This is a genomic window from Streptomyces sp. NPDC089919 (assembly GCF_040684615.1).
Classification (GTDB): Bacteria; Actinomycetota; Actinomycetes; order Streptomycetales; family Streptomycetaceae; genus Streptomyces.
The window spans coordinates 168,796-194,523 of record NZ_JBFBGK010000001.1; the positions used below are offsets into that span (position 1 = coordinate 168,796).

Annotated in this window: 18 protein-coding genes; 14 read left to right on the forward strand and 4 right to left on the reverse strand. The window is 71.2% G+C overall.

What is annotated here, in order from left to right; translation table 11 throughout:
- Positions 1–58 precede the first annotated feature (58 nt).
- Both AB0O40_RS00780 and AB0O40_RS00785 read left to right on the forward strand, forming a co-directional pair.
- Positions 59–1,003 (forward strand): sugar ABC transporter permease, encoded by a 945-nt coding sequence (locus AB0O40_RS00780; RefSeq protein WP_365034185.1) that lies wholly within the window; start codon positions 59–61, stop codon positions 1,001–1,003.
- A gap of 12 nt (positions 1,004–1,015) precedes the next feature.
- Complete coding sequence (locus tag AB0O40_RS00785) at positions 1,016–1,954, forward strand: carbohydrate ABC transporter permease (protein ID WP_365034187.1); 939 nt, start codon at positions 1,016–1,018, stop codon at positions 1,952–1,954.
- A 128-nt stretch (positions 1,955–2,082) separates the two neighbouring features.
- Here the strand turns inward: AB0O40_RS00785 and AB0O40_RS00790 are convergent, their stop codons facing one another.
- Together AB0O40_RS00790 and mgtA are read right to left on the reverse strand one after the other, a co-directional pair.
- Positions 2,083–2,379 (reverse strand): hypothetical protein, encoded by a 297-nt coding sequence (locus AB0O40_RS00790; protein ID WP_365034189.1) that lies wholly within the window; start codon positions 2,377–2,379, stop codon positions 2,083–2,085.
- Between the two features lie 252 nt (positions 2,380–2,631).
- Positions 2,632–5,373: a magnesium-translocating P-type ATPase gene (mgtA, locus tag AB0O40_RS00795; protein ID WP_365034191.1), complete on the reverse strand. Its 2,742-nt coding sequence runs from the start codon at positions 5,371–5,373 to the stop codon at positions 2,632–2,634.
- 567 nt (positions 5,374–5,940) lie between these two features.
- Between mgtA and AB0O40_RS00800 the strand changes: the two genes are divergently transcribed.
- From AB0O40_RS00800 to AB0O40_RS00825, 6 genes are all read left to right on the forward strand, one after another.
- Positions 5,941–7,161: an ROK family transcriptional regulator gene (locus AB0O40_RS00800; RefSeq protein WP_365034192.1), complete on the forward strand. Its 1,221-nt coding sequence runs from the start codon at positions 5,941–5,943 to the stop codon at positions 7,159–7,161.
- A 119-nt stretch (positions 7,162–7,280) separates the two neighbouring features.
- On the forward strand, positions 7,281–8,396 hold the full coding sequence (locus AB0O40_RS00805) for a substrate-binding domain-containing protein (protein ID WP_365034194.1): 1,116 nt from the start codon (positions 7,281–7,283) through the stop codon (positions 8,394–8,396).
- A gap of 176 nt (positions 8,397–8,572) precedes the next feature.
- Positions 8,573–9,361 (forward strand): ATP-binding cassette domain-containing protein, encoded by a 789-nt coding sequence (locus AB0O40_RS00810; RefSeq protein WP_365034196.1) that lies wholly within the window; start codon positions 8,573–8,575, stop codon positions 9,359–9,361.
- Positions 9,362–9,423: 62 nt separating this feature from the next.
- A complete protein-coding gene (locus AB0O40_RS00815; RefSeq protein WP_365034318.1) occupies positions 9,424–10,659 on the forward strand; it encodes a sugar ABC transporter permease in 1,236 nt (411 codons plus the stop codon).
- Between the two features lie 134 nt (positions 10,660–10,793).
- Entirely contained in the window at positions 10,794–12,710 is a 1,917-nt protein-coding gene (dxs, locus tag AB0O40_RS00820; protein ID WP_365034198.1) for a 1-deoxy-D-xylulose-5-phosphate synthase, read from the forward strand.
- A 151-nt stretch (positions 12,711–12,861) separates the two neighbouring features.
- Positions 12,862–14,376 (forward strand): amino acid permease, encoded by a 1,515-nt coding sequence (locus tag AB0O40_RS00825; protein ID WP_365034199.1) that lies wholly within the window; start codon positions 12,862–12,864, stop codon positions 14,374–14,376.
- A gap of 42 nt (positions 14,377–14,418) precedes the next feature.
- On the opposite strand, the gene AB0O40_RS00830 is transcribed toward AB0O40_RS00825, so the two are convergent.
- Positions 14,419–15,486, reverse strand: coding sequence for an LCP family protein (locus tag AB0O40_RS00830; RefSeq protein ID WP_365034201.1), 1,068 nt, complete (start codon positions 15,484–15,486; stop codon positions 14,419–14,421).
- A gap of 232 nt (positions 15,487–15,718) precedes the next feature.
- Between AB0O40_RS00830 and AB0O40_RS00835 the strand changes: the two genes are divergently transcribed.
- The 6 genes from AB0O40_RS00835 (at position 15,719) to AB0O40_RS00860 (ending at position 24,583) form a co-directional block, all read left to right on the forward strand.
- The gene (locus AB0O40_RS00835; RefSeq protein ID WP_365034203.1) at positions 15,719–17,275 is read left to right on the forward strand and encodes a hypothetical protein; all 1,557 of its coding nucleotides are present in this window, start codon (positions 15,719–15,721) and stop codon (positions 17,273–17,275) included.
- 255 nt (positions 17,276–17,530) lie between these two features.
- Positions 17,531–19,651, forward strand: a complete 2,121-nt coding sequence (locus AB0O40_RS00840) for a hypothetical protein (protein ID WP_365034205.1) — start codon at positions 17,531–17,533, stop codon at positions 19,649–19,651.
- Positions 19,652–19,724: 73 nt separating this feature from the next.
- Positions 19,725–21,218: a bifunctional cytidylyltransferase/SDR family oxidoreductase gene (locus tag AB0O40_RS00845; protein WP_365034207.1), complete on the forward strand. Its 1,494-nt coding sequence runs from the start codon at positions 19,725–19,727 to the stop codon at positions 21,216–21,218.
- A 5-nt stretch (positions 21,219–21,223) separates the two neighbouring features.
- Positions 21,224–22,099, forward strand: coding sequence for a rhamnogalacturonan acetylesterase (locus tag AB0O40_RS00850; RefSeq protein WP_365034209.1), 876 nt, complete (start codon positions 21,224–21,226; stop codon positions 22,097–22,099).
- A complete protein-coding gene (locus AB0O40_RS00855) occupies positions 22,096–22,923 on the forward strand; it encodes a hypothetical protein (RefSeq protein WP_365034211.1) in 828 nt (275 codons plus the stop codon). The genes AB0O40_RS00850 and AB0O40_RS00855 overlap by 4 nt, the downstream gene beginning before the upstream one ends.
- Before the next feature lie 64 nt (positions 22,924–22,987).
- Complete coding sequence (locus AB0O40_RS00860) at positions 22,988–24,583, forward strand: glycosyltransferase family 2 protein (protein WP_365034213.1); 1,596 nt, start codon at positions 22,988–22,990, stop codon at positions 24,581–24,583.
- 10 nt (positions 24,584–24,593) lie between these two features.
- Here the strand turns inward: AB0O40_RS00860 and AB0O40_RS00865 are convergent, their stop codons facing one another.
- Positions 24,594–25,637 carry a signaling protein gene (locus AB0O40_RS00865; protein ID WP_365034215.1) on the reverse strand — a complete coding sequence of 348 codons (1,044 nt, stop codon included), beginning with the start codon at positions 25,635–25,637 and terminating at the stop codon, positions 24,594–24,596.
- Between the last annotated feature and the right edge of the window lie 91 nt (positions 25,638–25,728).

The following is a 25,728-nucleotide window of genomic DNA, read 5'->3' on the forward strand; positions in this document are numbered from 1 at the left end:
GAGCACCGCGGCCGGTCGCAGCGACTGACCACCGCGACCGACCAGCGGGACGGACCCCATGAGCAACGTAGCCAGGAGCAGAGGGCGGGGCGGCTTCATCGCCGGCTTCCTCGTCGCACCGCTCGCGCTGTACCTGATCTTCGTCATCTGGCCGTATGTGCAGACATTCGGTTATTCGTTCACCAACTGGACCGGACAGTCGCCGACCTTCGACTTCGTCGGCCTGGACAACTACAAGGCGCTGGTCCACGACGAAGTCTTCCTCGGCGCCATCTGGCACAACCTGCTGCTCCTGGTGTTCGTCCCGGTGGTCACCATCCTGATCGCCCTCTTCTTCGCCTTCATGCTCAACGCGGGCGGCCGCAGCGGGGCCGGCGGGGTGCAGGGCGTGGCGGGCTCCAAGGTCTACAAGATCGTCTACTTCTTCCCGCAGGTGCTCTCGCTGGCGATCCTCGCGGTGCTCTTCGGGGCCGTGTACCGCAGCGACGAGGGCGGCCTGCTCAACGGCGTGCTGATGAAGCTCGGCCTGGTCGACGCCCAGTCGCCGATCGAATGGCTGAACGAACCGAAGTTCGTGCTCTGGTGCCTGCTGCTGATCGTGGTCTGGCACGGGGTCGGCTTCTACCTGGTGCTCTTCTCCGCGGCCATGCAGTCCGTACCGCGGGACATCTACGAGGCGGCCCTGCTGGACGGCGCCGGGCGGGCCCAGACCTTCTTCCGGGTCACCCTGCCGCTGCTGTGGGACTCGGTGCAGACCTCCGCGGTCTACCTCGGCATCGCGGCCATGGACATGTTCGTGCTGGTCTCGACGATGACCTCGGGACAGTTCGGCGGCGGTCCCGACCACCACAGCGAGGTCATGGCGACCGTGCTGATGCGCAACTTCCTCTACTTCGGCAAGAGCGGCTACGCCTGCGCCATGGGCGTGGTCATGCTGGTCCTGACCATGATTCTGTCCGTCATCACGCTGCGGGCCACCCGCCGCGAGCGCATCGAGTTCTGAGCGGAGTCCACGATGACCGCAGAGTCCACCGTGATCAAGGCCCCCGGCGAGGCCGCGGCCGAGCGGTCCGCCGGCACCGGGCGCCCGGGGCAGCGGCCCGGCAAGGGCGGCTCGGAGGGGATGGTCCTCAACGTCTTCTCGCACGGCTTCCTCGTGCTCTGGGCCATACTGATCATCCTGCCGCTGGTCTGGCTGATGCTCGGCTCCTTCAAGACGGACGCCCAGATCGGCGGGTCGGCCCTGAGCTGGCCCAGCAACTGGCACTTCGACGCCTTCGGGCGGGCCTGGGACAAGGGCATCGGCGACTACTTCGCCAACACCTTCATCGTCCTGGTCTTCTCCGTCCCGCTGACCATGCTGTTGGGCTCGATGGCGGCGTACGTGCTGGCCCGGTACCCCTTCAAGGGCAACCGGATCATCTACTACTTCTTCGTCAGCGGGGCGATGTTCCCGGTCTTCCTGGCGCTGGTGCCGCTCTTCTTCATGGTGAAGCGGTTCGACATGCTCAACACGTACCAGGGGCTGATCCTCGTGTACGTGGCGTACTCGATGCCCTTCACCGTCTTCTTCATGCACTCCTTCTTCCGCACCCTGCCCAGCGCGGTGCACGAGGCGGCGGTCATCGACGGGGCCTCGGACACCCGGATCTTCTTCCAGGTGATGCTGCCGATGGCCAAGCCCGGACTGATCAGCGTCGGCATCTTCAACGTCCTGGGCCAGTGGAACCAGTACATCCTGCCCTCGGTGCTGATGCAGCCCACCAGCAGCAGCGATCCCGAGCGGTACCTGCTCACCCAGGGCCTGATCCAGCTCCAGCAGCAGCAGGGCTACGCGACGGACCTGCCGGTGCTCTTCGCCGGCGTGACCATCGCGATGATCCCGATGCTGGTGGTCTACCTGTCCTTCCAGCGGCAGATCCAGGCCGGACTGACCTCGGCCACGCTCAAGTAGCGCGGCCGGGCGGCCGGCCGGCGGTGCAGGCCGGCCGGCCCGGGACGGTGCCGGACCCCCACGCGGCGGCGGGGTCCGGCACCGTCGTACGTCCGGCCCCGAGGGCCCCGCCCCGGTCCGGTCCCGCCTCAGGCAGCCGCCGGGTCCGGGACCACCGCCCAGCCCACCGCCGAGACCGACGGGTCCGTCGAGAGGCTGCTGACCGCGTCCTCCAGCGCCTTGGCTCCCTCGCCCTCGGCGGTCAGCAGGGCGGAGACGGTCACCCGGCCCGCCGCCGGCCCGTCCTCGCTGCGGATCTCCCGCAGCTGGTAGCCCGGCCGGCCCAGGGCGTCCACCAGCCGGGCCCGGATGTGCGCCTCCTCCGCCTCCAGGCAGACGGCCTCGAAGTGGTAGTCGACGGTGACCTCGGCCCCGCCCCGCGGCACCTCCAGCCCCGCCGGCGCTTGAGGCGCGGCTCCCGGGCCCGCGCCCGGACGCTGCGCGGAGCCAGACCCCTCCCCGCCCCTTCCCGAAACCGGTGGGCGCTGCCCCCGGAGCCCCCGCACAGCCGCTGTGCGACGGTCGCCTCAAGCTCCCCCAGCTACCGCTGGGAGGTGCCCCCAGCAGGCTGGACATGCCACAGGTGCCCGGTCGGGGACCGCCGCTCCGCGACGGTCCCCGCGGACGCCGGGTGACGGCTACAGCCAGGTGCCGAAGCGGCGGATGTAGCGGGTCTTCACGAACTGGGTCAGGGCGCAGTACGCCAGCAGGACGCCGACCAGCCACGGGAAGTAGGACAGCGGCAGCGGGACGAAGCCCAGGGCGCCCGCCAGCGGCGAGAAGGGCAGGACGAGCCCGGTCAGCACCGCGAGCACGGTCATCACCATCACCGGCCAGGAGGCCCGGGACTGGATGAAGGGGATCTTCCGGGTACGGATCATGTGCACGATCAGGGTCTGGGAGAGCAGTCCCTCGACGAACCAGCCGGTCTGGAAGAGCGAGGCCTCGGCCACGCTGTTCGCCGCGAAGACGTGCCACATGACCAGGAACATCGCGATGTCGAAGATCGAGCTGATCGGGCCGACGACCACCATGAAGCGGCCGATCCCCTTGGCGTCCCAGTTCCGCGGCTTGCGCAGGTACTCCTCGTCCATCCGGTCCCAGGGCGTGGCCAGCTGGGCGATGTCGTAGACCAGGTTCTGCACCAGCAGCATGATCGCCAGCATCGGCTGGAAGGGGATGAAGGCGCTCGCCACCAGCACCGAGAAGACGTTGCCGAAGTTCGAGGAGGCCGTCATCTTGATGTACTTGATGGTGTTGCCGAAGACGGTCCGGCCCTGCACGACCCCCTGCTCGAGGACCGTCAGGTCCTTCTCCAGCAGGATGATGTCCGCCGACTCCTTGGCGATGTCCACCGCGGTGTCCACCGAGATGCCGACGTCCGCGTCGCGCAGCGCGGCGGCGTCGTTGATGCCGTCGCCCAGGAAGCCCACGGTGTGCCCGTCGGCCTGCAGGGCCCGCACGATCCGCGCCTTCTGGACCGGGTTGACCTTGGCGAACACGGTGGTACGGGCGGCCAGTTCGCGCAGCTCGGCGTCGTCGAGCGGGTCGGTCTCGGCGCCCTGGACCACCTGGCCCACGGTCAGGCCGACATCGGCGCAGACCCGGGCGGCGACCAGTTCGTTGTCACCGGTGACCACCTTGACCGCGATGCCCTTGTCGGCCAGCCCCTGGAGGGCGGCGGCCGCGTCGGCCTTCGGCGGGTCGAGGAAGGCGAGGAAGCCGATCAGGGTCAGACCCTGCTCGTCGGCGACGGTGTACGCATCCCGCGGGTGCTCGACCGTACGGGTGGCCACGGCCAGTACGCGCAGCCCCTGGCGGTTGTGGTCCTGGGCGATCCGCCCGGCGTGCCACCGCAGTTGACCGGTGAGCTCGACGACCTGACCGTCGTCCTTCAGGTGCGTGCAGAGGTCCAGGACCTCCTCCACCGCGCCCTTGGTGATCATCACGTGCTCGGTCCGGTCCGGGTCGCCGACCACGGCGTTGCGGTTGAGGACCACCGACATCCGCCGCCGGGCGAAGTCGAAGGGGATCTCGTCGACCATCGAGAACCGTGCGTCGACGACAACCTCCTCGGCCTCGTCCACGCGGTCGATGACGGCCCGGTCCATCAGGTTCCGCAGCCCCGTCTGGAAGTGCGCGTTGAGGTAGCCGTACTCCAGGACCTCGCCGTCCTCGCGGCCGTGCACGTCCAGGTAGCGGTCCAGGACGATCCGGTCCTCGGTGAGGGTGCCGGTCTTGTCGGTGCACAGCACGTCCATCGCGCCCAGGTTCTGGATCGCGTTCAGCCGCTTGACGACCACCTTCCGGCGCGCCATGGCGACCGCGCCGCGGGCCAGGTTGGTGGAGACCACCATCGGCAGCATCTCGGGGGTCAGGCCCACCGCGACGGAGACGGCGAAGAGGAAGGCCTCGTCCCAGTCGCCCTTGGTGAAGCCGTTGAGGGCGAACACCACCGGGACCATCACCAGCATGAAGCGGATCAGCAGGAAGCTGACCTTGCGCACGCCGGTGTCGAAGTTGGTCTGCGGGCGCTCGCCGACCAGCGAGCCGGCCATGGAGCCGAAGTAGGTGTCCGCGCCGGTGGCCACCACCACGCCGGTGGCGGTGCCGGAGGTCACCGAGGTGCCCATCAGGCAGAGGTTCTCGGCCTCGACCGGGTCGGTGCAGGGGCGGCGGCCCGGGGCCGGCGGCGCCCCGGGCAGGGTCCGGGCCGGTGCGTCGGCCTTCGCCACCGGCAGCGACTCGCCGGACAGCGCGGCCTGGGCGACCATCAGGTCCTTGGAGGACAGCAGCCGCAGGTCGGCCGGGATCAGGTCGCCGGCGGCGAGCCTGACCACGTCGCCGGGGACCACCTGGTCCATCGGGATCTCGAAGGTGGTGGGTGAGGCACCGGTGCCGGCCCGGCGCTGCACCGCGCAGGTGGTGGTCACCAGCCGGCTCAGGGCGTCGGCGGCCCGGCCCGACCGGTACTCCTGCCAGAACCGCAGCAGTCCGCTGATCCCCACCATCACGGAGAGGATCACGACGCCCGGGTCCTTCGGGTCCTGCCAGAACATGACGGCCGCGAGGGCGACCAGGACCAGGATGAAGGGGTTCCAGAAGGCCTTGGCCAGCTGGACGCCCCAGTGCGGGGCCCGCTGCTGGGCGACGGCGTTGGGGCCGTGGCGCTCCAGGCGGCGGGCGGCCTCGTCGTGGGTGAGCCCGGTGCGACCGGCGTCGACGTGCTGGAGGACCTGCACCTCGGAGTGGTCGTTGACGGCGGCCAGCCGCTCGCCGACGGCCCGGGTGCGGGCCGCGAGCTCGGCGGCCCGGCGCTCGCGGCGCCCCTGGCCCGGGGGTGCGAGGGTGTTCGGGGTACGGGGGGTGAGCATGGTCATGATGAACCTCCCACCGGGCGCCCGGGCAGCACGGAGCCGCCCGGTCACACGGAGTGGTCATGGATCGGCGCGGGACGGCACGCGGCGGCCGCGGGCGCGGATCGGCATGGATGGGACCGCAGCGGCCGGAGCGCCGGGAGGGCGCGCCGGGGCGTGCGGGAAGAACGGACGCAGCCGGGGGCTACGCCGGGAAGGAAGGGTCAGGCCGCCGGGGGCGGGGCCGGGGTGACCGGGAGACGGTCAGCCGGCGAGCACGCGGCGGAAACTTCGATCGGGACTCATCCCGAACACCTCCTCGCCTCGTGCGTCACATGTCAGGGCGCCCGGTCCGGCCGTACCGACCGCAGAGGATCCGGCGCCTCAGCGACCGTAACACGAACTCTTGCGGCAGATCTCTCATACTTAAGGCTGATACGTCCGATTCGCTTTGCGTCGGCCTCTTGACGCATTACGGGGCGCAGGCTCGACTTAGGGTTCACAAGTTGGAGACGCCGGAGTCTCGATCTGCGGATCCCGGCGCGGGGGGCGGTGGACACAACGCCGCTTATGGGCAGGAGTGGATGAGTCGTGGAGACTCCGGGATCGCAGTCGTCGCTGCACCGGGCCAATCTCGAGCGGGTCGTACGGGCCGTACGGCTGGCGGGGTCGCTCACCCAGGCCGAGATCGCCCGAAGCACGGGACTGTCGGCTGCGACGGTCTCCAACATCGTGCGCGAGCTCAAGGACGGCGGCACGGTCGAGGTCACCCCGACCTCGGCGGGCGGCCGGCGGGCCCGCAGCGTCTCGCTCAGCGGTGACGCCGGCATCGTCATAGGCGTCGACTTCGGCCACACGCACCTGCGGGTCGCGGTGGGCAACCTCGCCCACCAGGTGCTCGCCGAGGAGTCCGAGCCGCTGGACGTGGACGCGTCCTGGGTGGACGGCTTCGACCGGGCCGAGGCCCTGGTCGGCCGACTGATCGAGACGGTGGGGGTGGGCCGGGACAAGGTCATCGGGGTGGGCCTGGGCGTGCCGGGGCCGATCGACGTGGAGTCCGGCACCCTCGGCTCCACGGCCATCCTGCCGGGCTGGACCGGCATCAACCCCCGCCAGGAGCTCTCCGACAGGCTCGGCGTGCCCGTGTACGTCGACAACGACGCCAACCTGGGCGCGCTCGGGGAGCTGGTCTGGGGCAGCGGCCGGGGCGTCAAGGACCTCGCGTACATCAAGGTGGCCAGCGGCGTGGGCGCCGGACTGGTCATCAACGGCCAGATCTACCGGGGCCCGGGCGGCACCGCCGGGGAGATCGGGCACATCACCCTCGACGAGTCGGGACCGGTGTGCCGCTGCGGCAACCGCGGCTGCCTGGAGACCTTCGCCGCCGCCCGGTACGTGCTCCCGCTGCTCCAGCCCAGCCACGGCCCCGACCTGACCATGGACCGGGTGGTCCAGCTCGGCCAGGAGGGTGATCCGGGCTGCCGCCGGGTGATCGCCGACGTGGGCCGCCACATCGGCAGCGGTGTCGCCAACCTGTGCAACCTGCTCAACCCCAGCCGGGTGGTGCTCGGCGGCAGTCTGGCGGAGGCCGGTGAGCTGGTCCTGGCACCCATCCGCGACTCCGTCTCGCGGTACGCGATCCCCAGTGCGGCACGGCAGTTGACGGTACTGCCGGGGGCCCTGGGGGGCCGGGCGGAGGTGCTCGGCGCGCTGGCGCTGGTGCTCTCCGAGATGGGGGATTCGACGGTTCTGGAAGGTTCCTCCACATCTGGCGCTGCACTGGGCCGGGTGGCCGTGTCTTCAGCTAGATAACGAATGGCACCGTTGTCATCTCGTTAAGTCTTCACTCCTTGACGACAACCTTGCGGCCGAGTTGACTCACGTCACACCTCGGCCGCAAGGACGCGGCCTCGTCAGGGAGGTTTCACAAGATGAACACGCGTTTCCGCCGTGCCGCGTTCGCCGTAGCCGCCAGCGCGATGGCCGTGTCCCTCGCCGCCTGTGGCAGCGCCAAGGAGTCCGGCGACAAGACCAAGCCGAGCGGCTCCGCCGTCAAGGGCGACGCCATCACGGTCGGCCTGCTCCTGCCCGAGAACCAGACCGCCCGCTACGAGAAGTTCGACCAGCCGCTGATCGAGGCCAAGGTCAAGGAACTGACCGGCGGCAAGGGCAAGGTGGTGTACGCCAACGCCAAGCAGGACGCCACCACGCAGAACTCCCAGGTCGACACCATGATCACCAACAAGGTGAACGTGCTGATCGTCGACGCGGTGGACTCCAAGGCCATCGCCGGCTCGATCAAGAAGGCCAAGGACGCCGGCATCCCGGTCGTGGCCTACGACCGCCTGGCCGAGGGCCCGATCGACGCCTACACCTCCTTCGACAACGAAGAGGTCGGCAAGGTCCAGGGCAAGGCCCTGCTCGAGGCCCTGGGCGACAAGGCCAAGTCCGGTGACATCGTGATGATGAACGGCTCGGTCACCGACCCCAACGCCGCCCTCTTCAAGAAGGGTGCGCACTCCGAGCTCGACGGCAAGGTGACCGTCGGCAAGGAGTACGACACCAAGGAGTGGAAGCCGGAGAACGCCAACGCCAACATGGAGGCGGCGATCTCCGCGCTGGGCAAGGACAAGATCGTCGGCGTCTACTCCGCCAACGACGGCATGGCGGGCGGCATCATCACCGCCCTGAAGTCCGCGGGCGTCAACCCGCTGCCCCCGGTCACCGGCCAGGACGCCGAACTCGCCGGCGTGCAGCGGATCGTGGCGGGCGACCAGTTCATGAGCGTCTACAAGCCGTACGCCCCGGAGGCCACCGCGGCCGCCGAGATGGCGGTGGCCCTGGCCAAGGGCGAGAAGCTCGACTCCGTGGCGAAGTCCACCGTCGACAGCCCCACCACCAAGGCCGTCCCGTCCGTCCTGGTGCCCGTCGTGTCGCTGACCAAGGACAACATCAAGGACACTGTGGTCAAGGACGGTGTCTACACCGTCGCGGAGATCTGCGCCGGCAAGTACGCCGACGCCTGCGCCAAGCTCGGCCTGAAGTAGGCCCCGGCCCTCGAGGCCCCCGCCTGACCAGGCCGAGAAGGCCTGGTCAGGACCTGGATCCTGCCCGGTGCCCCGCCCCATTCATCCCGCCACCGGCGGGGCGCCGGGCAGAAACGATCCGCCATCCCACCCCAGCTCTTCTGTACGACATCCCCGCCGGTCAGGCGGCGAAGGAGATGGTTCATGTGTCCGCTGCGCCCGTGCTGGCGTTGCGAGGCGTCTCGAAGCGGTTCGGTGCCGTCCAGGCGCTCACCGACGTAGACCTCGAGATCCACTCCGGCGAGGTGGTCGCCCTCGTCGGCGACAACGGCGCCGGCAAGTCCACGCTGGTCAAGACGATCGCCGGGGTGCACCCCATCGATGACGGGGTCATCGAGTGGGAGGGCCGCCCGGTACAGGTCAACCGGCCCCACGACGCCCAGAGCCTGGGCATCGCCACGGTCTACCAGGACCTCGCGCTGTGCGACAACATCGACGTCGTCGGCAACCTCTTCCTCGGCCGCGAACTGCGCCGCCGCGGAGTCCTGGACGAGGTGGAGATGGAGCGCCGCGCCCGCGAGCTCCTGACCACCCTGTCCATCCGGATCCCCAGCGTGCGGATCCCGATCGCCTCGCTCTCCGGCGGCCAGCGCCAGACCGTGGCGATCGCCCGCTCCATGCTGGGCGAGCCCAAGCTCGTCATCCTCGACGAGCCCACCGCCGCCCTCGGCGTCGAGCAGACCGCCCAGGTCCTCGACCTCGTCGAGCGGCTGCGCGAGCGCGGTCACGCGGTCATCCTCATCAGCCACAACATGGCCGACGTGAAGGCCGTGGCCGACAAGGTCGCCGTGCTGCGCCTCGGGCGCAACAACGGCGTCTTCACGGTCGCCGACACCTCGCAGGAAGAGATCATCTCCGCCATCACGGGAGCCACGGACAACGCCGTGACCCGCCGTGCGGCGCGCACCGGGGAGGCTCGCAAGTGAGCACCGAACACCAGCCCGCCCTGGATGCCGAGGTACCCGGCCCCAAGACCGCCGCCGACGAGGTGGCCGCCGAGGCGGTGCCCGCCGTCGACCCGCGACTGCTCGTCCGCGAGCAGGGCCTCGCCGGCTACCTCGGCGAGTTCAAGCGCCGGATGCGCGCCGGAGACCTGGGCTCGCTGCCCGTGATCGTCGGCCTGATCGTCATCTGCGCGATCTTCCAGAGCCTCAACGAGAACTTCCTCTCGGCCGAGAACCTGAGCAACATCGCCGTCACGATGGTCGCCACCGGCATGATGGCCGTCGGCATCATCTTCGTGCTGCTGCTCGGCGAGATCGACCTGTCCGTCGGCTCCGTCAGCGGCGTCTCCGGCGCGATCGTCGCCGTGCTCGCCGTCACCCACGGTGTCAACGAGTGGCTCGCCGTGCTCGCCGCGATAGCGGGCGGCGCGGCCATCGGCGCCCTGCACGGGTTCTTCTTCGCCAAGATCGGCGCCCCCGCCTTCGCGGTGACCCTGTCCGGCCTGCTCTTCTGGTCCGGCTTCATGCTCCAGATCCTGGGCAGCAACGGCACCATCAACCTCGACTCCGAGGGCGTGGTCGGCAAGCTCACCACGTACTACTTCACCGACGTGGCGGCCGCCTACGGCCTCGCCGTGCTCGCGGTCGCGGTGTACTTCCTCAGCGCCTTCTTCGACGCCCGCCGCCGGGCCGCGGCCGGCGTGCCGGCCCGGCCGGTCAGCGAGATCGTGGTGCGCACCGTGCTGCTCGCCGTGGTCGCGCTGGGCGCGGCGGCCGTCTTCAACCAGTACAAGGGCCTGCCGCTGGCGCTGCTGCTCTTCCTGGTCGTCCTGGTCGGCACGGACTTCGTGCTGCGCCGCACCGCCTTCGGCCGCAAGGTCTTCGCCCTCGGCGGCAGCGTCGAGGCCTCCCGCCGGGCCGGTATCAACGTCACGGCGGTCCGGATCACGGTCTTCGCCATCGCGGGCACCTTCGCGGCCGTCGGCGGCCTCTTCTGGGCCTCCAAGATCGCGGCGGCGAACCAGAGCGCGGGCTCCGGCGACCTGCTGATGAACGTGATCGCGGCGGCCGTCATCGGCGGCACCAGCCTCTTCGGTGGCCGGGGCCGGACCTGGAACGCCCTCCTCGGCGTCATGGTCATCACCTCCATCCAGTACGGTCTCGCCCTGGAGGGGATCGCCACCCCGATCCAGTACATGATCACCGGCGCGGTGCTGCTGGCCACCGTCGTGATCGACTCCGTCACGCGCAAGACGCAGAAGACCGCGGGCCGCGCCTAGCGGCCGGCCGCCGGGACCCCCGGTGGCCGGAACCCTGCGTCGAACGAGTGCCCGGTACCGCGGACGCGGTACCGGGCACTTCGGCGTGGAACATTAGACTCGTCAGACCAGCAAGCAACTGCAAGGAGGCACGGGTGCTGCTGACCCGCATCACGGGACCGCGAGACCTGGACCGGCTCAGCCCGGAGCAGCTGGACCAGCTGGCCGCGGAGATCAGGTCCTTCCTCGTCGAAGCGGTCTCCAAGACCGGCGGGCACCTGGGCCCCAACCTCGGCGTGGTCGAACTGACGATCGCCCTGCACCGCGTCTTCGAGTCCCCGAAGGACAAGGTCCTCTGGGACACCGGTCACCAGTCGTACGTCCACAAGCTGCTCACCGGGCGCCAGGACTTCTCGAAGCTGAAGATGAAGGGCGGCCTCTCCGGCTACCCCTCCCAGGCCGAGTCCGAGCACGACGTCATCGAGAACTCCCACGCCTCGACCGTCCTGGGCTGGGCCGACGGCCTGGCCAAGGCCAACGAGGTCCTGGGCCGCGAGGACCACGTCGTCGCGGTCATCGGCGACGGCGCCCTGACCGGCGGCATGGCCTGGGAGGCGCTGAACAACATCGCCGATGCCAAGGACCGCCCGCTGGTCATCGTCGTCAACGACAACGAGCGCTCCTACGCGCCCACCATCGGCGGCCTGGCCAACCACCTCGCCACCCTGCGCACCACCGACGGCTACGAGCGCTTCCTGGCCCGCGGCAAGGACCTCCTGGAACGCACCCCGGTCGTGGGCAAGCCGCTCTACGAGACCCTGCACGGCGCCAAGAAGGGCCTCAAGGACTTCATCGCCCCCCAGGGCATGTTCGAGGACCTCGGCCTGAAGTACGTCGGCCCGATCGACGGCCACGACATCGAGGCCCTGGAGTCCGCGCTCACCAAGGCCAAGCGGTTCGGCGGCCCGGTCATCGTGCACTGCCTCACCGAGAAGGGCCGCGGCTACCAGCCCGCCCTCCAGGACGAGGCCGACCGCTTCCACGCCGTCGGCAAGATCCACCCGGACACCGGCCTGCCGATCGCCTCCTCGGGCGCCGACTGGACCTCCGTCTTCGGCGAGGAGATGGTCGCCCTCGGCCAGGAGCGCGAGGACATCGTGGCCATCACGGCCGCCATGCTCCAGCCCGTGGGCCTGGACAAGTTCGCCAAGGCCTTCCCCAAGCGCGTCTACGACGTCGGCATCGCGGAGCAGCACGGCGCGGTCTCCGCGGCCGGCCTGGCCACCGGCGGCCTGCACCCGGTCTTCGCGGTGTACGCCACCTTCCTCAACCGGGCCTTCGACCAGGTCCTGATGGACGTCGCCCTGCACAAGTGCGGCGTGACCTTCGTGCTGGACCGGGCCGGCGTCACCGGCACCGACGGCGCCTCCCACAACGGCATGTGGGACATGTCGATCCTGCAGGTCGTACCGGGCCTGCGGCTCGCCGCCCCGCGCGACGCCGACCAGGTCCGCGCCCAGCTGCGGGAGGCCGTCGAGGTCACCGACGCCCCCACCGTGGTGCGCTTCTCCAAGGGCGCGGTCGGCCCCGCGGTGCCCGCCGTGGGCCGGGTCGGCGGCATGGACCTGCTGCGCACCCCCGCCCCCGAGGTCACCCGGCCGGACGTGCTGATCGTCTCGGTCGGCGCGCTGGCCCCGATGTGCCTGGAGATCGCGGACCTGCTCGACGCGCAGGGCATCTCCGCCACCGTCGTCGACCCCCGCTGGGTCAAGCCGGTGGACGAGGCCATGGCCCCGCTCGCCGAGCGGCACCGGGTCGTCGTCACCGTCGAGGACAACAGCCGCGTCGGCGGCGTCGGCTCCGCGGTCGCCCAGGCGCTGCGCGACGCCGGCGTGGACATCCCGCTGCGCGACTTCGGCATCCCGCCGCGCTTCCTCGACCACGCCTCCCGGCCGGAGATCCTGGCCGAGATCGGGCTGACCGCCCCGGACATCGCCCGGCAGGTCACCGGCCTGGTCGCCAAGCTGGACAGCCGCTTCGACAGCGCCTCCGTGGAGGCCGCGGCCGACTAGCGGCGGGGCGGGCACCCTTGCCAGGGCCGGCCGGACCACCCTTAATGGGTGGTCCGGCCGGCCCATTCTCATGACACACCCGTACGGAGCCGGGCTCGGGCTGCCGCGGCCCCGAGCATGGCCCTCACGACGAGTGCGTGGAGGTACGACGGTGAGCACGCAGCAAGGCACGGGACCGGGTTCCGGTGGAGTATTGCGGACGAAGACGGTCGAACAGTCCATCCGGGACACGGAGGAGCCGGAGCACCAGCTCCGCAAATCGCTCTCGGCCTGGGACCTGACGGTCTTCGGCGTCGGTGTGATCATCGGCACCGGCATCTTCGTCCTGACCGGCAAGGTGGCCAAGGAGGTCGCGGGCCCGGCCACCGCCCTCGCGTTCGTCGCGGCGGGCGTCGCCTGCGGGCTGGCGGCGCTCTGCTACGCGGAGTTCGCCTCGACCGTCCCGGTGGCGGGCTCGGCGTACACGTTCTCGTACGCCTCGCTCGGCGAGCTGCCGGCCTGGATCATCGGCTGGGACCTGGTCCTCGAGTTCGCCCTGGGGACCGCGGTGGTCGCGGTCGGCTGGTCGGGGTACGTCCGCTCCCTGATGGACAACGCCGGTTGGCACCTGCCCGCCGCGCTGGAGGGCCCCGACGTCGCCGGGGGCACCTTCGACCTGCTGGCCTTCGTGCTGGTGCTGCTGCTGACCGCGATCCTGGTGGTCGGCATGAAGCTCTCGGCCCGGGTCACGTCGGTGGTGGTGGCCATCAAGGTGGCGGTGGTGCTCATCGTCATCGTCGCGGGGCTGTTCTTCATCAAGTCGGACAACTACTCGCCCTTCATCCCCAAGGCGGTGGAGCAGCCCTCCGGCGGGGGCCTGGACGCCCCGCTGGTCCAGCTGATGTTCGGCTACGCCCCCACCAACTTCGGCGTGATGGGCATCTTCACGGCCGCGTCCGTGGTGTTCTTCGCCTTCATCGGCTTCGACGTGGTGGCCACCGCCGCCGAGGAGACCCGCAACCCGCAGCGGGACATGCCCCGGGGCATCCTGGGCTCGCTGGTGATCTGCACCGTGCTCTACGTCGCCGTGTCGATCGTGGTGACCGGCATGGAGCACTACACCGAGCTGTCGGTGAGCGCCCCGCTGGCCGACGCCTTCAAGGCGGCCGGCCACCCCTTCTACGCGGGGGTCATCAGCTTCGGTGCGGCGGTGGGCCTGACCACGGTCTGCATGATCCTGCTGCTGGGCCAGACCCGGGTGTTCTTCGCGATGAGCCGGGACGGGCTGCTGCCGCGGTTCTTCTCCGTCACGCACCCGAAGTTCCGCACGCCGTACCGGCCGACCATCCTGCTGGGCGTGATCATCGCGATCGTGGCCGGCTTCACCTCCATCAACGAGCTGGCGACGCTGGTGAACATCGGCACCCTCTTCGCCTTCGTGGTGGTGGCCCTCGGCGTCATCATCCTGCGCCGCACCCGGCCGGACCTGCCCCGGGCCTTCCGCACCCCCTGGGTGCCGGTGGTGCCGGTGCTCTCCATCGCGGCCTCGGTGTGGCTGATGCTCAACCTGCCGGCGGAGACCTGGCTGCGGTTCGGCATCTGGATGGTGATCGGCTTCGTCGTGTACTTCGCCTACGGCCGCTCGCACAGCCGGCTGGCCGCCGGGCCGGGGCGCGACCGCGCCTGACCGGCGCGACCGGGGCCGGCCGACGGCCGGCCCCGGGAACGGTCAGCCGCCGCTGGCGGGGGACTTCTTGGCGGCGGCGGGGATCTTCTTGTCCTCGCGGACCGCGGTCCACAGGTCGGTGGCCTGGGGCTCGGCGACCACCACGCGGTTCGGGTCGATCTGGTCGTAGGCCACCGGCAGCATGATGGTCTCCATCGTGTCCGCGTCCACGCCCTTCATGCTCTTGGCGAAGTCGGCGAGGGCGGTGAGGGAGGCCAGGTCCGAGTCGGTGGTGAGCGACTTGGTGCCGGCGTCGGCGAGCTTGTAGAGCCGGGTCGGGCTGCCGAAGACGTCCTGCTTCTTGATCTCGGTCAGCATCGAGAGCATGAACTGCTGCTGGAGGCCGATGCGGCCCAGGTCGCTGCCGTCGCCGTGGCCGTAGCGGGTACGGACGAACTTGAGCGAGTCGGTGCCGTCGAGCTTGTGGGTGCCGGGCTCCAGGGTGAAGCCGCCCTTGGAGTCGTGGATCCGCTCCTTGGTGGTGACCGTCACCCCGCCCAGGGCGTCGACCAGGCCCTTGAAGCCCGCGAAGTCGATCTCGACGAAGTGGTCGACGCGGACGCCGGACATCGTCTCGACGGCCTTGACCACACAGGCCGGTCCGCCCACCGAGTAGAGCTCGTTGAACATGACGCGCTTCTTGGCCGGGACCGTGTCGCCGCTCTTGGTCCGGCACTCGGGCCGGGTCACCAGGGTGTCGCGGGGGATGCTCACCGCGGTCGCCTTGGCGCGGCCCTCGGGTATGTGCACCAGCATCGTGGTGTCGGAGCGGGCGCCGCTGACGTCGCCGTGGTCGAGGTCGCCGTTGGCGCCGCTGCGCGAGTCGGAACCCAGGACCAGGACGTTCTGCGCGCCCGCCACGACCTTCTTGGGCCGGTTGTCGCCGAGCGCCTTGTCGAGGTCGACGCTGTCGATGTTGCCGTTGAGGTGGGCGTACATCCACCACAGCCCGCCGCCGAGCAGCAGCACCAGCGCCAGCAGCACCAGCAGGATGATCTTGCCCGCCCGGCCGCCCCCGCGCCGACGGGGAGCCCTGCGGGAGCGCGGCGGTGCTTCGGTTGCCTGAGTCATGCCAAAGGTGTCCTTCGATCCCGGTGATCGGTCGTGTGGAGTGACCGCCACCTTCGCGGGGGACCGGGCGGTCGGTCGCTTCGGCAGCGGAGGCGGGGGTCTGCGCGCTGCGGCAGTGGAGCGATACCCGAGAACTATAGGCAAACGTGCACGTCGAACGGGAGTGCCCTTATCGTGCTCGCGGGCGCCGGACGGCGAACCCGTGGTGTCGGGAGAGGGAACGTGGAGGGGCATGATGCGCTCGGTCGACCGTCGTACTGAGGGGCGTCGGGGCGCGGATCCGCAGGTCGACCGGGCGACGGGGGCCCTGCCGGCGGCCCGGCTGCTGCTGGTGGCCACCGACCCGGGGGCGGCGGCCGTCCTGTTGGCGGAGGCGGCCGGACCGGCCCGGGTGAGCGTGGTCTGCCCGGAGCCCGGGGACCCGCAGGGGCAGGCGGAGTTCGCCCGGGCCGCCGCCGGGGCCGCCGGCCGGGGCACCCCCGTCGAGGGAGCCCCCCGGCAGCCCGTGGGGGAGCGGCTGACCGAGGCGCTGCTGCGGGAGTTGTACGCCGTACAGCCGGCGCGGGTCCTGACGCAGGATCCGCTGGCCGGCCGGGACGGGGAGCCCGCCGGGCAGCGCGAGTCCGCACTGGTGCTGGCCCTGCTGGACGCGGTCGCGCAGTACCAGCGCGAGACCGGCCGCCCGGTGTTCACCGACTGCCGGGTGATCGAGGCCCCGGCCGGCCGGCCCGCGTCCTCCCGCCCGCGCTACCCGGCCCCCCGTGACTGGCTGGTGCGCGGCACCGACGGCCGGCTGACGGCCTATCTGCCGGTGCCCGGCGCGGTGGTGCGCTGGACCGAGGGCCCCGACGGCGCCTTCGGCGGGCCGGAACTGCTCCAGGTACCGGGCCTCCTGCCCGCGCTGACCGTGGTCCAGGGCCCCGACGGGTACGTCCGGCTGCTCGGGCTGCGCCGCCTCGCCCAGGGCGCGGACTGGAGCACCGAGGTGGTCTGCGCCCTCCAGTACCAGAGCGGGCGGCCGCTCGGCCCCTGGCACACCAAGAACAACCCGCACCGCTCCGAACCCGAGCGGGGCAAGTACGTCGGCCTGCCCGCGGCGGTCTGCGACCGGGCCGGCACCCTGCACCTGTTCGTCCGCAACGACCTGCACACCCTCAACCACTGCTACGAGCGGGAGAACGGCTCCTGGTCCGGCTGGACGCTGCTGCGCGGCACCCGTACCGCCGAGGACCTGGCCGCCCTGGCCCTGCCGGACGGCGGGGTGGAGCTCTACGCCCGGCTGCGGGACCGGCCCGGTACGGCCCGCTGGCACCGCGGCGGGCCGGACGGCACCTGGGCCGAGGACGGCGGGCCGGCCGTGCACGCGGCCCCCGGCTCGCTGGCCGCCGCCCCCGAGAGCGGGGCGCTGCGCTTCCGGTACGCGGAGACCGGCGAGCCGTGCGAGTGGCGCCGGGGCGCGCCGGGCCCGGTCGGCCTGAACGCGCCGGGTGTTACCGGGCGTATCACCGGAACCTCGGGCGTTCCGGTGGGGGGTTGGAGCTGCACGGTGCTGGCCGCGGCCGACGCGGACGGCCGCTGCGCCATCGGCACGTACGTGGACGGCACCCCGGAGTCGGGCGTGTGGTGGTCCTCGACGGCGCAGCGAACTGTCGTGCCCCCGGCGGTCGTCCGCGATCGGACCGGCCGCGTGATCATTGCCACAATGGGGCCGGATGCCCGCCTTTCGGTCAGTCGGCAGATTCCCGGCCAGGCCCTGGACTTCGGTGTCTGGCAGTCCGCGGGTGACTGAAAGGGGCCGGACTGGGCGCACCGGGCAAGCGGGCCAGGGCGCTCCATTTTTCACACCGGTTACTTATCCGTGACCTTGAGGCGGGTACTATCCTCACTCCAGGTAAAGCTGAGGTGAAGACTGAAAGTCGACGCGGGGAACTCAGCTGGACTGTCACCGCGGGCTGGATTCCACCCTGTTGAAGTGGCCTCAGCCGTTCCCCCTCCACCTCCGTCACCTGGCGTACGCACGGGCCGATGAGAGAAGAGGACGACAGTGATCGCCGCGCTGATCCGCCATGCGGAGATCAGCAAGGACAAGAACGTCCTTGTCCTTCTCCTCCTGTTGGGCAGTTACCTGGGCATGCTGGTCTCGGCGGTGCTCGGGCACTTCTGGGTCTTCACCGCGGCCCTTACCGTGAGTTACGCCTCCGACGTCCACCTCCACAAGCACGAGCCGGACCTCATCAAGTTCCTCGGCAAGCTCAAGTGGGGCCTGTCGATCCGCGTCCTGGTGCGCGAGCTCGCCGTGCTGGTGATGCTGCGGGACCTGGCCGGCACCGACGGGGACGCCTTCATCGTCGTCTTCCTCGGCTTCGTCGCCGTGCACTCGCTGCGGCTCCTCTACACGTTCCTGTGCATGTTCATCAAGCGCCGCCGCGCGCTGCCGGTCCGGGTGCGCAACCTGGACCTGAGCAAGCTGAACATGCCCGAGCCGCCCTCGCCGATCGCGTTCAAGAGCCACGAGCGCAAGCTCCTGTACCTGGACACGGCCGTCATCGTCGGCGCGCTCGCCTCGCAGTACACGAAGGTCATCGGCTTCGGCGTGCTCGGCGTCGCGGTGGCCGTCACCCTCGCGATCGTCGGCATGCTGATGCTGCTGCCCACCGTGAGCCAGTGCCGCCGGGTCCCCAGCCACGAGCGCACCTTCAAGATCCTCAACCAGCAGGTCGCCAAGTACCAGCCCGAGGTCGTCCTCTACTTCAGCTACGCGGCCGGCGCGCGCGACTCCGCGTACCAGGTCAACATGTGGCTGGACACCCTCGCCCGGCTCGGCCGCCGCCCGCTGATCGTGCTCCGCGAGGTCACCACCCTGCGCTTCCTGGCGTACACCCCGCTGCCGGTGGTCTGCATACCCAAGGCCGACGACCTCTCGCTGCTGGAGCTGCCCGAGGCCCGGGTCGTCCTCTACCCGGCCAACGCCGGCAAGAACGTCCACATGCTCCGCATCGCCGAGGCCAAGCACGTCTTCATCGGCCACGGCGACAGCGACAAGCTCGCCAGCTCCAACCGCGTCAGCAAGGTCTACGACGAGATCTGGACCGCCGGCGAGGCCGGCGACGACCGCTACCAGCGCCTGCGCGGCACCATCCCCGCCGCCGACCTGGTCCGGGTCGGCCGCCCGCAGCTCAGCGCCGTCGAGACCGTCGCCCCCCGCCCCCAGAGCCACATGACCACCATCATGTACGCGCCCACCTGGGAGGGCTGGACCGCCGACCCGTACCACACCTCCCTCGTCCTCATGGGCGAGAAGATGATCCGGATGCTGCTCAATTCCGAGCGGCCGGTCCGCGTCATCTACAAGCCGCACCCGCTCACCGGCAAGCGCTCCGTCCAGGCCACCCGCGCCCACCGCCGCATCATCGCGATGCTCGAGGCCGACAACGCCCGCCGCGACAAGCAGGCCGGGGCGAACGCCGCCAAGGCGCTGGCCCAGGGCGACAAGCGGCTGCGCGAGCTCGAGGGCCGGATGGGCAAGCTCAAGGCCTGGACCGTGGTCGGTGTCTACGGCATCTGGGACAAGGACCGCGCGGCCCTGGCCAAGCCGCCGAAGGAGTCCTGGGAGCAGCTGAACGCCGACTGGCACGACACCTTCTGGAGCTCCCGCGGCCACGACCGCCACCAGGTCGTCACCGGCCAGCTCCCGTCGCTGTACAGCTGCTACAACGAGTCCGACATGATGATCAGCGACATCTCCAGCGTCGTCTCGGACTTCGTGCAGAGCGAGAAGCCGTACGTGGTCTGCAACCCCTCCGACATGGACCCCGAGCTGTTCAAGCAGCTCAACCCGGCCGCCTCGGCCGCCTACATCCTGGGCCCCTCCTGCCAGGAGCTGGGCGTGGGCGTGGAGGCGGCCCGTACCGCGGGCATGGACCGGCTGGCCGACCACCGCACCATCCTCAAGCGCTACCTGCTGGGCGACGGCGACTCGATGGTCCGCTTCAACGACGCGGTCAACGCGCTCTTCGCCAAGGCGAGCACCAAGTTCCCGCCCGGCGACGTGGCCGAGCCCATCCTGGCCAACCCGTTCACCCGCGGCCAGGCCGTCGTCCACGACGCCACCATGCCGATCCGCATGGTCAGGCAGCCCCAGAACTCGATGCAGCAGTACTTCTAGCCCCCGGGGCGGCAGCACTGCCCGGGCCCGCGCCGGTGCCCACCTCCCCCGTCAGTCCGTTCGAGGAGTCGACTTGTCCCGAAGTGCCCGTACGATCGCCGTCGTTCTCGCCGGAGGTACCGGTCAAAGGGTCGGTCTCGCCATCCCGAAGCAGCTCGTCAAGATCGCCGGCCGGACCATCCTCGAGCACACCCTCGCGGTGTTCGAGGAGGCCGCCTCGGTCGACGAGGTGATGGTCGTCATGCACCCGGAGTACGTCGCCGAGGTCGAGAAGATCGTCGCCGCGGCCGGCCTGCGCAAGGTCAGCAAGGTCATCGGCGGCGGCTCCACCCGCAACGAGACCACCTGCCGGGCCATCGACACCATCGGCGCCTCCCTCGACGCGGGCGAGCCCGACCCCAAGGTGCTCTTCCACGACGCGGTCCGCCCGCTGCTCTCCCGCCGGGTCATCGACGACTGCGTGGCGGCCCTCGACAAGTACGAGGCCGTGGACGTGGCCATCCCGTCCGCCGACACCATCATCGTCACCCGCACCCACGGCGAGGACGGCGAGTTCATCACGGACATCCCGGACCGCTCCCGGCTGCGCCGCGGGCAGACCCCGCAGGCCTTCCTGCTGTCCACCATCCGCCGCGCCTACGCGGTGGCCGCCGGCGACCCGAACTTCGAGGCCACCGACGACTGCTCCGTCGTGCTGCGCTACCTCCCCGACGTGCCCGTGCACGTGGTCGAGGGCGAAGAGCACAACATGAAGGTCACCCACCCGGTGGACATCTTCATCGCGGACAAGTTCTTCCAGCTCGCCCACCAGGCCGCCCCCGAGCACGGCGACGACGCCACCTACCGCGCCGCCCTCGAAGGCAAGGCCTTCGTGGTCTTCGGTGCCAGCTACGGCATCGGCGCCGACATATCGGACTTCGCCGAGTCCTACGGCGCCACCGTCTTCCGCTTCAGCCGCTCCGGCACCGGCACCTTCGTCGAGGACCCCGCCCACGTCGAGAAGGCGCTGGCCGAGGCCTACGAGCAGGCCGGCCGGATCGACTACGTGGTCAACACCGCCGGCGTGCTGCGCACCGGCAAGCTCGCCGAGACCGACAGCGCGACCATCGAGAGCGCCACCCTGGTCAACTACCTCGCCCCGGTGCACATCGCCCGCGCCTCGCACCAGTACCTCGCCAAGACCCGCGGCCAGCTGCTGCTCTACACCTCCAGCAGCTACACCCGCGGCCGGGCCGGCTACAGCCTCTACTCCTCCGCCAAGGCCGCCACGGTCAACCTGACCCAGGCGCTGGCCGACGAGTGGGCCGTCGACGGCATCCGCGTCAACTGCGTCAACCCCGAGCGCACCCGCACCCCGATGCGCACCAAGGCCTTCGGCGACGAGCCCGCCGACTCGCTGCTCACCTCCGAGTCGGTCGCCCGCACCTCCGTCGACGTGCTGATCTCGCAGCTCACCGGCCACGTCATCGACGTCCGCCGGCAGGACCCGTTCAAGACGGTCGCCGTCCCCGAGGGCGACCTCGCGGAGGCGTTCGCCAATCTCGACGAGGGCGCCGAAGGGATCTGAGCGCGATGACGGCGATGCAGGGGCACGGCGGTCCGCGACGGCGGATCTTCCTCGCGGGCGACTCCACGGTGATCACCCGCGGGGTGGACTACCTGCCGATGGCGGGCTGGGGGCAGATGCTCCAGCTGTTCTTCACCCCCGACGTGGAGGTCGTCAACTGCGCCCGGGCCGGGGCGAGTTCGATGAGCTTCTTCAACCGCGGCCGCTTCCAGTGGATCCTCGACAACGTCAGCCCCGGCGACTACGTCGTCATCACCTTCGGCCAGGTCGACTACAAGCCCGGCAAGGGCCTGTACGCCGGCCCGCACGCCGACTACCAGCTGTACCTGCGCACCATGGTCGAGATGACCCGGGAGCACCAGGCGCACCCGGTCCTGGTGATGACCCACGAGCGGCGGAAGTTCGACAAGCACGACAACCTCATCCGCTACATCACCACCTACCCGATGGCGATGCGCGAGGTCGCCGCCGAGACCTCCGCCCCGCTGATCGACCTCTACGCCCAGAGCCTGGAGTGGTGGCAGGACCTCGGCCCCGACGCCAGCCGGGACCTCTTCACCCACCTCAGGCAGTACGAGAACCCGCTCGCCAACATCAAGGGCTGGGACGACACGCACTGCCGGGCCGAGGGCTGCACCGAGTTCGCCCGGTTCGTCGCCCGCGCCATGCGCGACCAGGGGCTGATCCCGGCCCACCAGGTCACCGGCCTGGAGCGGACCGAGTTCACCGCCGAGGAGATGGGCTGGGTCTCCGTCGCCGTCTCCGACCAGCGGGCCAAGGAGCGGGTCTCGCCGCCCACCGAGGACGCCAAGGCCCGGGTGGCCGGGGCCGTCCTCGCGCCCAGCGGCCCCGGGGTCGCCAAGCCGGGAGTGATGAAGTGACCCACCTGCTCACCGTCGTCAAGGTCGCCGAACCGGGCCGGCCGGAGAACTCCGCCCGCGCCGCGGTCTACAGCGAGACGCACCCCAGCGCCGCCGTCGCCCCCGGCCAGACCCTGCGGCTGGCCCTGTCCGTCCAGGCCGCCCCCGGCGCCCGGCACGCCTACGGCTACCTCGACGTACGCCCCTTCGGCTTCGCCGAAGCCGCCGAGGTGCTGGCCGTCCAGGGCGGCGAGTACCTGCCCGAGCGGCAGGTCTACCGGGTCCGGGCGGGCTCCGGCGCCACCGAGAACGCCCTGCTCACGGTCCGGATCCGGCCCGGCACCCGGGAGCCCGTGCTGCGCCCGGCGATCGCCGCCGGGGTGCCCGGGGTCGAGCCCCGCAAGCCGGTGCGCACCGAGCCGCTGGCCGACCTCGGCGTGCGGATCCGCGGCTTCCACGTGCCCGGCCGGGCGCTGAACGTCCCCCCGCACGCGGCGCACCTGCCCGCCCTGCTCGACGTGCGCCAGGGGGTGCCCCCGGGCACCGTGCTGGTCGGCCACGGCCAGCCCCGCACGGGCAGCGTCGCCGTCACCCCCGAGGGGCTGCTCGCCTACCAGGCAGCCCCCGGCGCCCTCGGGTACGACGGCTTCCGCTACTCCCTCCAGACGCCCGCCGGCGAGGTGGCCGAGGGGCGGGTGGTGGTCTACGTGGGCGACCTGTCGGCCACCCCGGGCCTGCTGACCCCGCCCGGGCCGAACGGCATCGGCACCACCGCCCACCAGCCCTGGCGCCAGCCGAAGATCATCGGCCAGCTGCCCTGGCCGCCGGAATCCCTGTCCGGCTGACGCCGGCCCCCGGCCGCGCGCCGGACCGGACTCCCGTACGCGACGAAGAGTGGTGACCCGCCCCGTGAACCCCCAGGACCAGCCCGACGTCAGCGTCGTCATCGACGCGGCGAACGCCCTGCCCGGGCTCGCCGACTGCCTGGCCTCCGTGCTGGCGCAGACCGAGGACGGGCTGCGCGTGGAAGTGCTGGCCTTCGACCGGGGCTCGCAGGACGGCTCCCGCGAACTGCTCCAGCAGTGGGCCGCGCAGTACCCGCAGTTCGTCCGGTGCGCCGTGCTGCCCCCGTCGGAGACCCCGGCCGAGGCCCGCAACATCGGCATCGAGCAGTCCGCCGGCCGCCACCTCTTCTTCCTCAGCGGCACCGACCGGCTCGCCCCCGGGGCGCTGCGCCGGCTGGTGAGCACCGCCGACCAGAACGACGCCGACATCGTGCTCGGCAAGGTCGCCGGGCTGGACGGGCAGAAGGTCGGCACCTCGATGTTCGTCCGCAACACGGCCGACGCGGACGTCTTCGCCTCCCGCGTCTACTGGTCGCTCAGCCCCGACAAGCTGTTCCGCCGCAGCTTCGTCGAGCGCTGCTTCCTGCGCTTCCCCGCCGACTGGCGGCTCGGCGAGGAGACCGCCTTCACCGCGCTGGCCTACCTCTACGCCGACCAGGTCTCGGTCGTGGCCGACCAGGTCTGCGTACAGCAGGCCAAGCGGGTCGCCGGGGTCAACGCCTCCCGCTTCGGCGGCTCGCTGGCCGACCGGATGGCCGTCACCCGGCAGCTCATCACGCTGGTCGCCGAGCGGGTGCCGGCCGGACCCGGCCGCGACCACGTGCTGGCCCGCCACTTCGAGCTGGAACTGGGCCGGGCCACCGGCGCGCCCTACCGCTCCTGCGACGACGCCCAGCTGCGCTGGCAGGTCATGTCCGAGTGCCGGGAGCTGCTGGAGGCGTACGCCACCCCCGGGCTCTTCGCCAAGCTGCCCCGGCCGCTGTCGGTGCGGCTGGAGCTGATCCGGCTGGGCCGCTTCGCGGAGGCCGACCGGCTGATCGCCTTCGAGCTGGACAAGGAGAAGGCCGAGCAGCGCATCGAGGGCGGCCGGGTCTACCGGGCCTACCCCTTCTTCCGGGACCCCGCCATCGGCGTGCCGGACGAGCTGTACGACGTCACCTCGACGCTGAAGGTCAAGCACCAGCTCACCAAGGCCGTCTGGACCGGGGCCACCCTCCAGCTCTCCGGCACCGGCTACTTCGAGCAGCTGCCCACCAAGGCGCCCCACACCCGGGTGGTGCTGCGGGAGCGGCGCACCGGGGCCGAACTGCGCTTCCGCACCTTCGCCTTCGACTCGCCGCCCAAGCTGAAGGCGGCCGCCAAGGTCGAGCGGGGGCTGGCCTCCTGGGAGGCCCGGATCGACCTGGCCACCGCCGACGGCCACCGGCCGCTCACCGACGGCCTGTGGGACGTCTTCCTGTCCGTGTCCTTCCTCGGCGTGGCCAAGGAGGTCCGGCTCGGCAGCGCCCGCACCGACGCCGTCTCCGACCGCACCCGCCAGGGCGTCGTGGTCGGCCCGGTCGACGCCCTGGGCCTGGAACCGGTCTGCCACCTCTACGCCACCAAGGCCGGCAACCTCACCCTCGAACTCTCAGCCCGCCGGCCCCTGCCGGGGGCGTGAGCCCGGCCGCTCAGAGCGGTTCGAAGGAGTGGACGGTCAGGCGGCGGTCGCCGGAGGGGCCGGTGGCGAAGCCGGCGCAGAGGCGGGGGCGGTCAGTGGTGCGGACCGCCAGGCCCTCCGGCTCGCGGTAGGGCAGGTCCCGGCCGGCGGTCACCGGGGCGCGGCCGGCGACCTCGCCGGAGCGCAGGTCGATGGCGGAGAGCACGGCGTTGCCGCCCTCGGCGGGCGGGTTGTCGCCGTCGTCCTCCGTGTACTCGTTGCCGGTCAGCTGGTAGACGTGCGCGCCGTACAGGGTGCAGCCCTGGAAGGTCTCGCCGGCCCGGCCGGCCGAGCGCACCGCGTACAGCTCCTCGTACCGCCCGGCCGCGAAGTCCGCGGCCCGGTAGACCGCGTACCACTGCCGGCCGGCCTCGCCCGGGGTGCGGTAGGCGACCATCAGCCGGTCGCCGTGGGCGTCGTAGACCGGCTGGTTCGCGACGGAGCCCGGCACCGGCCGGTGGTGCCGGACCGAGGGGTCGTCGCTGTCGAGGGTGGCGCCCGGGCGGAACGGGATCCGGGTCACGGCCCGCCCGTACCCGGTCTTCGGGTCCGCGTCCGACTCGGTCCACAGCCACACGCCGGTCGGGCCGGGCTGCACGCCCATCGAGACGCCGTGGCCGAAGCCGCGCAGGTACATGTACTCCGGGGGCCCGCCGCGGGCCGGCAGCCGGGTGACGCACAGGTCGCCGAGGAGGGTCCGCTCGTCCCCGGAGATCCGCCGTCCGTCGCCGGCCAGCCGCATACCGCCCTGCACGATCTGCACGGCGTACAGGTCCCCGCGGGCGGGGTCGAAGTCGAAGGACTGGGCGACGGTGGTGTTGGCGAGCCGGGTGGGGGCCAGGACCTGGCGGGTGGCGGCGGCGTCGAAGCTGCCCACCGGCTCGGGGCCGCCGGCCGCCGGGCCGTGGTCGGTGAGGCGGCGTCCGGCCAGCAGGCCGCCGCCGACCGCGACCGCCGCCGAGCCGCCGGTCAGGAGCAGGGCGCGGCGCGACAGGCGGGGGCCTCGCCGCTCCATGACCTGCTCCTTGCGTTCCCTGCACGTACTGCCGTGATCTTGTCATACGAAAAGACGGCTGCCCGTCCGTGGTGGTTCCACGGACGGGCAG